Origin of the sequence: Methanohalophilus euhalobius, from assembly GCF_900215215.1 — an archaeon.
Taxonomy (GTDB): Archaea; Halobacteriota; Methanosarcinia; order Methanosarcinales; family Methanosarcinaceae; genus Methanohalophilus; species Methanohalophilus euhalobius.
In genome coordinates this window covers 1-10143 of the sequence record NZ_OBDR01000019.1, presented here as the reverse complement: position 1 = coordinate 10143, position 10143 = coordinate 1, and the positions used below count along the sequence as shown (strand labels likewise).

At 41.6% G+C, this 10143-nt stretch carries 11 protein-coding genes and 1 pseudogene; 10 read left to right on the top strand and 2 right to left on the bottom strand.

Annotated elements, in window-relative coordinates:
• The 3 genes from CP947_RS10115 to CP947_RS10105 form a co-directional block, all read left to right on the top strand.
• Window positions 1-747, top strand: a 747-nt coding sequence (locus CP947_RS10115; protein WP_143745144.1) for an RNA-guided endonuclease InsQ/TnpB family protein, incomplete at its 5' end; no start/stop codon positions are given.
• Between the two features lie 71 nt (window positions 748-818).
• Complete coding sequence (locus CP947_RS10110; protein ID WP_096713066.1) at window positions 819-1775, top strand: replication factor C small subunit; 957 nt, start codon at window positions 819-821, stop codon at window positions 1773-1775.
• Between the two features lie 9 nt (window positions 1776-1784).
• A complete protein-coding gene (locus CP947_RS10105) occupies window positions 1785-2291 on the top strand; it encodes a COG2426 family protein (RefSeq protein ID WP_096713065.1) in 507 nt (168 codons plus the stop codon).
• Window positions 2292-2293: 2 nt separating this feature from the next.
• Here CP947_RS10105 and CP947_RS10100 read toward each other — a convergent pair whose 3' ends face one another.
• Together CP947_RS10100 and CP947_RS10095 are read right to left on the bottom strand one after the other, a co-directional pair.
• Window positions 2294-2515 carry a histone family protein gene (locus tag CP947_RS10100; RefSeq protein ID WP_096713064.1) on the bottom strand — a complete coding sequence of 74 codons (222 nt, stop codon included), beginning with the start codon at window positions 2513-2515 and terminating at the stop codon, window positions 2294-2296.
• A 45-nt stretch (window positions 2516-2560) separates the two neighbouring features.
• Window positions 2561-2890 (bottom strand): DUF6951 family protein, encoded by a 330-nt coding sequence (locus tag CP947_RS10095; protein WP_096713063.1) that lies wholly within the window; start codon window positions 2888-2890, stop codon window positions 2561-2563.
• Window positions 2891-3104: 214 nt separating this feature from the next.
• On the opposite strand from CP947_RS10095, the gene CP947_RS10090 reads away from it, so the two are divergent.
• From CP947_RS10090 to CP947_RS10605, 7 genes and pseudogenes are all read left to right on the top strand, one after another.
• Window positions 3105-3689, top strand: coding sequence for a hypothetical protein (locus CP947_RS10090; protein WP_096713062.1), 585 nt, complete (start codon window positions 3105-3107; stop codon window positions 3687-3689).
• Between the two features lie 127 nt (window positions 3690-3816).
• Window positions 3817-5442: a methylamine methyltransferase corrinoid protein reductive activase gene (locus tag CP947_RS10085; RefSeq protein ID WP_096713061.1), complete on the top strand. Its 1626-nt coding sequence runs from the start codon at window positions 3817-3819 to the stop codon at window positions 5440-5442.
• 675 nt (window positions 5443-6117) lie between these two features.
• Window positions 6118-7608 (top strand): annotated as a pseudogene (gene mttB / locus CP947_RS10080) ([trimethylamine--corrinoid protein] Co-methyltransferase).
• Between the two features lie 34 nt (window positions 7609-7642).
• Window positions 7643-8293, top strand: coding sequence for a corrinoid protein (locus CP947_RS10075; protein ID WP_096713060.1), 651 nt, complete (start codon window positions 7643-7645; stop codon window positions 8291-8293).
• Between the two features lie 179 nt (window positions 8294-8472).
• A complete protein-coding gene (locus CP947_RS10070; RefSeq protein WP_096713067.1) occupies window positions 8473-9459 on the top strand; it encodes a DMT family transporter in 987 nt (328 codons plus the stop codon).
• 13 nt (window positions 9460-9472) lie between these two features.
• Entirely contained in the window at window positions 9473-9766 is a 294-nt protein-coding gene (locus tag CP947_RS10065) for a hypothetical protein (protein WP_096713059.1), read from the top strand.
• Window positions 9767-9778: 12 nt separating this feature from the next.
• Window positions 9779-9928, top strand: a complete 150-nt coding sequence (locus CP947_RS10605; RefSeq protein ID WP_165868983.1) for a hypothetical protein — start codon at window positions 9779-9781, stop codon at window positions 9926-9928.
• Window positions 9929-10143 lie beyond the last annotated feature (215 nt).

Genomic DNA, 10143 nt, shown 5'->3' with positions numbered 1-10143 from the left:
ATTACGTATGAACCTGAAATCAATGTGCCTTATGTTCAAAATAATCATTTTCAAGCCATTGATTTAGGGATTACCAAAACGATTACTGCGATAAACGATAAAGGGAAATTTTTTGAAATAAACAATCCACGATATGATTTATATTGGGATTCTAAAATCAGTGCAGTTCAATCAAGACGTGACCATTGCAAAAAATACAGTAAAAAATGGCATAGATTAAACAAAACTATTAGTACTATGGTAAGTAAGAAGAACAATCAGATAAAAGATTGGCAACACAAAACCACCAAAAAAATGTTAGAAAACACAAAAGCCAATACAATTATTGTAGGCAAACTTAGCGTTAAAAATATGGGTAAATCAAAATCAAGATCATTGAACCGCTCTACACAAAATAATGGTTATTTATCACGTTTCATCGAATTTCTCACCTATAAAGCAGAACTTATAGGTAAACAAGTAGTTAAAATTGATGAAAGTTATACGTCAAAAACATGTTATGTTTGCGGAAAACAACATGATATGCCATTATATAGACGTGATATGACATGTGATTGTGGTAACATAATTGATAGAGATAGAAACAGTGCTATCAATATCATGATACGTTACCTATCACAGAATGCCATTTGGACAGGTTATGAGCATTTTGCTCATAATCTACGACAAACAGGGTTATTGACATTTGATGTATCCCAAATACATCCAATGAATGATATAACAACTCGTAGGAATCTCCATGCGTAAGCGTGGAGTAGTTCAAACTCTAATTAAATCTTATTCTTACCCCCCTTGCTCCCCGTATCTGGAGGATAGCTATGAAAGAAGAAATATGGATTGAAAAATACAGGCCCTACAGGCTTGAAGATGTGGTGGGACAATCAGATACAATTGAAAGATTGCGGTCCTACATAAAAACCAATAATCTTCCACACTTGCTTTTTTCAGGTCCGCCCGGTGTAGGAAAAACAGCTACTGCCGTATCGATTGCCAGAGAACTTTTTGGGGATGATTGGCGGGAAAATTTCACTGAACTGAATGCCTCGGATGAGCGTGGTATTGATGTGGTCAGGAACAAAATAAAGAATTTTGCAAAAACTTCTCCAATAGGTGGAGCGGATTTTAAGATAATCTTTCTTGATGAGGCAGATGCTCTCACACCTGATGCGCAGTCTGCATTGAGACGTACCATGGAACGCTATACGAACAATTGCAGATTTATTCTTTCATGTAATTATTCTTCCAAGATCATTGAGCCAATCCAATCCAGATGTGCTGTTTACAGGTTCCGTCCTCTTTCCGATGATGCAATAGGCAAACGTTGTCGGTATATAGCAGAAAAGGAAGGTCTGGATATTGCAGATGATGGTATTGAAGCCATCAAATATGTTGCAGAAGGGGATATGCGCAAAGCAATAAATGCCGTTCAGGCTGCTTCAATGTTTGATTCCAGTATCCATGCGGACAGTATTTATCGGATTACTGCCACGGCCCATCCTGAAGAAATAAGGGCCCTTTTGGAAAGTGCTCTTGGAGGCAACTTTATTTCATCTCGCAAAAAGCTTGAAGATTTAATGGTTTTAAGAGGTTTGTCGGGGGAAGATGTTGTAGGTCAGGTTTACAGGTCTCTCTTTGATCTTGACATGCCTGCCCGGAAACTTGTCTCAATTGTTGATGTGCTGGGTGAAATCGATTTCAGGATAACTGAGGGGGCTGACGAGCGCATCCAGCTGGATGCTTTACTTGCCCATCTCTCCATTGAAGGTGAGGAATAAGGTTATTGAATGCTTTTTGGTGGCCATCTTATCGGTTTACTGGGTTCTGTTCCTTCCTGGCTTGCTACCATAGTAATGGCTGCTTTGCCGGTAACCGAGCTCAGGGGTGCAATCCCAATAGCTATAGGTTTATACAATATGTCTCCCCTGGAAGCATATTTTCTGGCTGTTTTTGGTAATATGCTTCCAGTGGTGCCTCTTTTATTGTTTCTTGAGCCGGTTTCATCCCGGCTCAGGCGTTTTTATATTTTAGACAGGTTTTTTGGGTGGCTTTTTGCACGCACCCACCGTAACCATTCGAAGAGGTTTGAAAAATACGGAACCATGGCACTGGTTATGTTTGTGGCCATCCCGCTTCCGATTACCGGTGCATGGACCGGTTGTGCAGCAGCTTTTGTTTTTGGAATCAAATTCAGACACTCTCTTATTGCCATTCTGGCAGGGGTCATGATTGCCGGTTTTATAGTAACCATATCCACACTGATAGGAATTGGTGTTATGGGTCTTGCAGTTTAAACTTAGTCACGTGTCTTGCGTGCAATATCAACTGCCATTTTTATATCTACTTCTTTAACAGTTTTCCTTCCTGCATGCCTGGCAAGAGCAATGGCTTCAGTCGATATTTTCATGCCATATTCTTCCAGTATCCTGGCAAGCTCCTCACTTGCACTTTCACTAATTCTCTCTGCACCTGCTTCTCTGATAACTCTTCCAACCGGTGCAACTGGTATTATTGTCATTCTTTCTTATGTCTCCTTTATTGGGCGATTAATGTATTTACTGGGTTAATCATCAATTTCTTCATCAAAATCGATACTGACACTACCTGATTCTTTTGCCAGTGTTTTGGAAATGAATCCTGATTCAAGATGGCAGGCATGAATTGCTCCACTGGGTACGATACAGGTCGGACATGTGTGTGCTTCCTGTGCCTTTTTGGTGATGTAGTTGTCCCGTATGTCAAAAATTTCCATTCTGGGTACTTCCATCTTTGACATTGCCTGTATTTTTTTGCAGTCACTGGTAATATCGACTTTAACTTTTTTTCCTTCTTTTTCTGCATTAATTTTATGCTTATAACCACAGATTCTTGAGTTTACAGTAACTTCTGTCATATTTTAACTCCTGTTATGATTGGTGCTTCTCTCTGATAATTATGTTTGGTGGTCTTATATAACAGTTATGCACACATGTCACAAAACCACTATGATTATGTTCCTAACTATAGTTTTTCTCCGGGAATAATTCGACATCCTTAAATATCCAAAAGAAAGAGATTATTAGCAGTTCATTAAAATGACTTAATCATTCTTTTATGAGGGATACAAATTGGACAGAGATAAAATAATTGAACAGGTTCTTGAAAAACTGGGTCAGGTAAAAGGTGTAGGTGCTACAACACTACTTTCTTCAGATGACAGGGAAACCATAAGGAAAATGGAGGAAAAGGCTGACCAGATGACTTTAATGGGTCTGGGCAGAGGAGATAATCAGGGCGTAAAAAAAGTACTTGATATGGATGTACTTGTGGCTTTCCTTACGGATATGGACTATGAATGGCCCTCTGGCCCAAATGTAATCTTAAAGCATAAAGATAAAAAAGTGGGTGAAGACACTGAGGATGCCGAAAGGATTAAAGAAGTGGAAAAGTGTGCCGATTCTCTTGTAATAGGAAATATTATCATTTATGACAAAGAGGTCCTTATGGATGCCAATAGCAGCAAGGAACCGCTTGTAGTTGTCCTCCCACCCAAAGAATGTGAACCTGTAGGCTGTATTGAAGGCGTTAGTGATGCAATTCTGGCTTCCCCCTCACCTCCTACTGATGAATATCTTAAAGAAAGGATATGTGAGAAAAACGAACGTGGGAGTGGTACATTCCTGCTGGGATTTGATTTTGAGAACAAAAGCTGATTTACAGCGTATAGCAATTTAATTATTATGTAACAGTGTGGTTTTGTGATTACTTCACAAAACCTTATATACCTTTGAATTTTATCTTCTTTATGCATTACTTTCTGTATTAATAGAGGTGTATAAAATGTATGGTATTGCTCTAGATTTGGGAACAAGTGGTTTTCGGGCACAATTGATTGATCTTGATACGAAGGATGTTTTAAAGACTGCTATTACAATGCGCCATCCTCTGCCGGGCGGAAATGTGATGGATCATCTGGATTTTTCTATTCAGGTAGGTCCTGATATTTCACATGAAATAATGATGGATACGGTAAAGAAAATAATCGAAAGACTTGATGTTGACCCGGCAGATATCAGACGTATTGCTATATGTGGAAATCCTATACAGCTTTCAATTTTCCAGAACATTGAGATCCGCGACCTGGCGTATGCAGGTAAAAACAAACAAAAAAAGCTTGGTGTCGAAAATGTGGTGCGTGATGCCCGGGTTTTCGATGCTTCTGAGATATTTGATGGTGTGATTCCCCTTCCAAATTGCGAAATCATAGTCCCTCCCGCAATCAAACATGAAATTGGTGCCGATGCACTGGCAATGATGATTAAGACCGATTTCTATGAACAGGAAAAACCTTCTCTTGTGACGGATTATGGTACAAATGCCGAAATGGCACTTAAAGTAGGGGAAAAGATTATTACTGGCAGTGCAGCTGCAGGTCCTGCAATTGAGGGGCAGGGTATATCCTGTGGTATGCTTGCAAGTCCCGGTGCAATATCCGATGTAAATCCTGAGGGTGATTATTGGAGAATTACGATTTTGGATGAGGATATGTCTCCCCGTAAAGCCCACCTGATTGACCCGGCCACCGGTGACATAAAAGAAGCCAGTGACCTGATTGCAAAAGGTATTACCGGTACGGGTGTAATTGCGACAATTTCGGTTGCCCTGGATACTGGATTAATCGAGAAACTTCCAAATCTGCCCAACGGTAAAATTATCCTGGCTGAAGGTGTGGAAATTTATGACAAGGATATCGAAGAAGCAGGCAAAGCTATCGGTGCTATACGTGCTGCACACCTGACTTTACTTGTTGAAGCAGGTCTTGCCTATGAAGACCTCGATTATATGTATATGTCCGGTGCAACAGGTGCATATATTGATGCGGAGAAAGCCAGAACATTGGGGTCTTGCCCAAACTTCGCCAAATCAATCGTGCAATTTGGTAACACTTCTATCTCCCTTGCAAGGGAACTTGTATTTGATGTAGGTCGTCTTGAGGATGTTAAGGAAGTAGCCAACAAAATAAAGGCCGACCATTTGATGATGGCAGAAAGCCAAACATTCTCGAACTTCTATGTTTGTGAACTTTCCTACTGGACACAGGGAATGCCCATTGAAACATACAATCAGATGCTTGAAATGTATGGTCTTCCAACATTACCTGAGCCTTATAAAGATCCTGTAATTGAAAAGAGGGTCATAAAGGATATTGATGAAGTAGGCAAAGAAGGCCTTGAAGTTGTGAGAAATCTGGGTATCGTAATAGAAGAGGAGGCTCCGGATTGCATTCTTTGCCGTAAGTGTGAAGAGGAATGTCCTGAAGATGCTATTATAGCGCTGGAAGAAGGCGGTAAGAAATATGTGCATTATGATAGTGAAAAATGCCTTGGGACTTCCTGCCATCGATGTGTTGCAATTTGTCCGGTGGATGCAATTCATTACATAGACATTGATATCAAAACAATCTGATCTCTCTCTTTTAGCGGGCGCGTGTGGAGCGCGCTTTTCTTCTTATTTATAATTTCCGTTTGTGCCATTCATAATTCTGTTATTCCTATTGTTACTCTATATTCATATTTAGAAATAACAATGTCTGTATAATCAATATTAATATGTTGAATAATACTTGTGTGTTATTGGGGGGTTTGGAGCAAATTGCCTTGTTTTTGTTATGTAATTTTGTTGCAAAATTGATTTGATATAAACGGTGTCCATTATCTTTGATGATTCTACATTGAGGATATTGGTCCAATGACAAATATAATTGATTTTTAGTTGATTCCTATCTCATTAATCGGTGGATGTATGTTGATCTTTCCTTTTTGTGATAACTACTGGTACCTCCCTGGTCTGCCTTTTACCGACAAATATATATGGGCGTATTAAAAATCAGATTATGACAGCTAGTAATGGAGATGGAACTTACAGCACTACAAATTTGACGGATATTCGGCAAAGTTTGTTATGTTTATTTACGGAGGTTGTAAGTTTGCCAATGAATAAGGGTTGGTTTTCCTTCCCGTAATTTGTTGGCTAAAAAATTGCATGGGATGCGGATCACCCATCTCCTGGTCCGATGTTAAACCTGTGCTGGTGGTTATCCACCAAACCGTGAAATATGAATAAATATAGGAGTGAAAGGAAATGAAAGAACACTACTATCCAGGTGCACGCCCTCTTAATGGCGTTGAACTTAACCTCTTCTCTGAAGAGGATTTAAGGATGATCCATTCCGCAACAATGGAAGTCTTCCAGAACCCGGGTGTCCAGGTTTCTGATGCTGAAGCAAGACAGATCTTCAAGGAAGCCGGCTGTGAAGTCGACGAAAAATCTCAGGTAGTAAAAATCCCTGAATATCTTGTAAACAGAGCTCTTATGGACGCTCCCTCAAGGTTCACTCTTTGGGGACGTGACAAGAAAAACAACACAGTTCAGGAACACAAAGGTAAGGTCAACTGGACCTGCTTCGGTACTGGTGTCAAGATGTGCAACTATGAAGCACCAGGCAAGTACAAGACTGTCGATTCTGTTGAGCAAGATGTAGCAGACACTGCCAAACTTTGTGACTGGGCAGACAACATTGACTACTACTCCCTCGCAGTATCTGCCCGAGATTGGGCAGGCAAGGGTGCGCAGGATGTTCACGAAACATTCACACCATTGACCAACACCTCCAAGCACTACCACCACATTGATCCTGTAGGCGAAAGTGTCGAGTATTACAGGGACATGGTCCATGCTTACTATGGTGGAGACGAAGAAGAAGCCCGTAAGAAACCAATATTCTCCATGCTTCTCTGTCCAACCAGTCCACTTGAACTCAGCAACAACGCATGTCAGGTCATCATCAAGGGTGCACGCTTTGGTATCCCTGTAAATGTCCTGAGTATGGCTATGTCCGGCGGTTCATCTCCAGTATTCCGTGCTGGTACCCTCGTTACACACAATGCAGAGGTCCTTGCAGGTATCGTACTTGCACAGATCACTGTACCAGGTACTTCAGTATGGTATGGTAGTTCCACCACAACCTTCGACCTGAAGAGGGGTACTGCTCCAGTTGGTGCACCTGAACTTGGTCTAATCAGTGCGGCAGTCGGTAAACTTGCACAGTTCTATGGTCTCCCGTCCTTTGTTGCAGGTACCTAGGCTGATGCCAAGATTCCTGATGGCCAGGCAGGTCACGAGAAGACAATGACTACCCTGCTTCCTGCATTTGCCGGATGTAACACCCTCTATGGTGCAGGTATGCTTGAACTTGGTATGACCTTCTCCCTTGAGCAGCTCGTATTCGACAACGATATGATAGAGATGACCAAGTCCGCAATGCGTGGAATTCCTGTTGACGAACTGACCCTTGGTGTAGAATCCATCCAGAAGGTAGGAATCGGCAAGAATTTCCTTGCACACAAGCAGACCAGAAACTACATCGACAGAGTCTCCGATCCAAAACTCATTAACAGGGACATGTTCGGTGACTGGGAAGCAGCAGGTTCCAAGGACCTTGCAACCGTTGCTCATGAAAAGGTCGTTGACATCATGAAGAACCACGAAGTTACACCAATCGATGCTGACCTTATGAAAGACATGAAAGCTGTCATGGACAGGGCAGACGAAGATGTCAGGAACGCAATGTAATTTAATTTCAATTTAAATTTTTAGGAGAATAAAAATGGCTACACAGGAAGAGTTACAAGAAAGAGGAAAAGCTGCAGTTATGGATTTTGATGAAGATGCAGTTGTAGAAGTTGCAGAAGAATGTATCTCTGCAGGACTTGATCCGGTTGCACTCATTCAGGAAGGCTTCACTGCCGGAATGAACGAAATCGGTGATCAGTTCGAGCAGGGTACTCTTTTCCTTCCACACGTCATTGCTGCATCCGAAGCAATGAGTGCAGGTGTTGAAGTTCTCACTCCCGAACTTGAGAAACTTAGCACAAAATCCGAAAACAAGGGTACAATCGCAATCGGTACCATCGAAGGTGACATTCATACCATCGGTAAGGACATCGTTGCAACCATGCTCAAGATCGCTGGTTTCAATGTAATCAATCTCGGAAGAGATGTGCCAATCGCTGACTACGTCAACGCTGTAAAAGAAAATAAACCAGATATCCTTGGTTCCTCTGCCCTGATGACCACCACCATGGTCCTTCAGACTCAGGTAGAAGAACAGCTCAAGGAGGCTGGTTTACGTGACGGCGTCAAGACAATGGTCGGTGGAGCACCTGTTACCCAGGATTGGGCAAACAAGATTGGTGCAGACATCTACGCCGAGAACGCAGCTGACGCAGTCACCAAATGTAAGGCAGCAATGGAATAATTCCGTTGATGTGTGTGGGTGTATTGTTTGATACACCCACAAATTTATAACCTCTCTAATATCTATATATATTTGCTATATCAACTATAAATAATTGTAAATGAACTGGAGGAGATTGTTTGGTAGATCTACAAGCATTAAGACAAGCAGAACATGGAAGACGTATCCGCTTTGGATATATGTGGGCACTTTTCTGTGCTGTACTTTGGGGTCTCTGGTATATACCAGGTACCGTCGTATGGGATTTGAATCCTTTTGATACAATGTATGCAGATATCGCAGCTACAAGTGGTGACTCTATGGCACTTGTTGTTACGGCAATATTGATTACCGCGATAAATGCTGTGACAGTTGTAATTGCACTTCTTGTATGGAATGGTGTACTGGGTAACTATGGTGAGATGGTAAGAACTGCAAAGGCTTTCAAACCATGTTCAAGATGGTTCCTGTTTGCATCTCTGTTTGGTGGTCCTGTTGCAATTCTTGGTTCCTACATTGCCATGGGATTTGGCGGAGGAGCTTTCGCAGCGGTTGCTGCTTTGCTTTACCCTGTTGTTGGTGCAGGACTTGCCAATGCATGGCATGGTGAGAAAATCAGTAAGAGAGCAGCAATGGGTATTATTGTTATCATCGCTGGTAGTGTTACCATCTTTGGTGGTGGTATGATTACTGAACTCCAGAGCGGAAGTATAGGCTGGATGGGATATCTCGGTGGACTTATGGCTGCAACTGGATGGGGTATTGAAGGTGCTATTGCAGATAAGGGACTGGATGTTTCCAGTGCCGATGTTGGTCTCCATTTGAGGTTCATTGCTGAACTTGGAATATGGGTGATTGTTGCATTGCCTCTGCTGTATCTTGCTGGATATAACGTATTTTCATATGCTATCCAGGCATTTGAACCGCTAACAATGCTTATGTTTGCATTTGCAGGAGTTACTTTCGGTTTCTGCTATGTATCCTGGTATAAATCCTTCCCACTGATTGGTGTAGGACGCGGTCAGGGTATTGCAAACCTTTACGGTATGTTTGCTGTGATTTCCACCATACTGTTCTTCGGTGATGTGCCACAGTGGACTGTGCTGGTTGGTGGTGCTCTCTGTATCGTTGGTAGTTTCATAATGTTCTCCGAAGAGAGTCTGGAACTCGAAACACTTAGGGCATGAGGAGGAATCAAGAATGTCAAACTTACCAAGAAAGATCAGAATGATGGAAATTATGCAGGATGGCAAAGAGTACTGGAACTATGAAGTCATAGAACAGACTATGAAGGACTATGGTTTTCAGGGCGAGTTTTCTCGTGACACGTTAAATATGGACCTGATTGAACTCGCAGCTGTAAGTTTCATCAAGGAAGTCGATCTCAAAGTCGATGATGAAGGTGTTTACAAGAAGGGTTTCCTTCTACACAAGTATGTAATCACTGAAGATGGAAAAGCCAGGCTATCTGAGGCATGTATGAATGCAATTTAAGGAGGCTAAATAATGGTTCAAACAGAAGCTGCAATGGAAGCTTATGATGCATATTTTGCAAATGCCTATGTACCAGCTGCCGATTATGTATGGCCAGCTGTTGTATTAATTATTGCCTTCCTGGCAATCTGGCAGGCAAGGACTTGGGTATCGAATTTCTAAACTTTAAAACGTAAAATATATATAGATATTAAGCAGTTGATGGAGTTGGCAGGTGGGTATTCACATGCCAATATCCATCGCTGATTGTGTTTTTTCTATAGTTTCACTATAGAACTTTTTAAGGAGGTTGTAACAACGACAAAAGAAGAATTATACAAAGAATTGTCTGACGCTATTGTAAGTTGCAAGAAAGACCAGGTTCTTGCTGCTGTCGA

Excerpts from the sequence above, each read along its gene's own strand:
- CP947_RS10110 (WP_096713066.1), top strand. The coding sequence starts at position 819 with ATGAAAGAAGAAATATGGATTGAAAAATACAGGCCCTACAGGCTTGAA.
- CP947_RS10105 (WP_096713065.1), top strand. The coding sequence starts at position 1,785 with ATGCTTTTTGGTGGCCATCTTATCGGTTTACTGGGTTCTGTTCCTTCC.
- CP947_RS10100 (WP_096713064.1), bottom strand. The coding sequence starts at position 2,515 with ATGACAATAATACCAGTTGCACCGGTTGGAAGAGTTATCAGAGAAGCA.
- CP947_RS10095 (WP_096713063.1), bottom strand. The coding sequence starts at position 2,890 with ATGACAGAAGTTACTGTAAACTCAAGAATCTGTGGTTATAAGCATAAA.
- CP947_RS10085 (WP_096713061.1), top strand. The coding sequence starts at position 3,817 with ATGTATGGTATTGCTCTAGATTTGGGAACAAGTGGTTTTCGGGCACAA.
- CP947_RS10075 (WP_096713060.1), top strand. The coding sequence starts at position 7,643 with ATGGCTACACAGGAAGAGTTACAAGAAAGAGGAAAAGCTGCAGTTATG.
- CP947_RS10070 (WP_096713067.1), top strand. The coding sequence starts at position 8,473 with ATGTGGGCACTTTTCTGTGCTGTACTTTGGGGTCTCTGGTATATACCA.
- CP947_RS10065 (WP_096713059.1), top strand. The coding sequence starts at position 9,473 with ATGTCAAACTTACCAAGAAAGATCAGAATGATGGAAATTATGCAGGAT.
- CP947_RS10605 (WP_165868983.1), top strand. The coding sequence starts at position 9,779 with ATGGTTCAAACAGAAGCTGCAATGGAAGCTTATGATGCATATTTTGCA.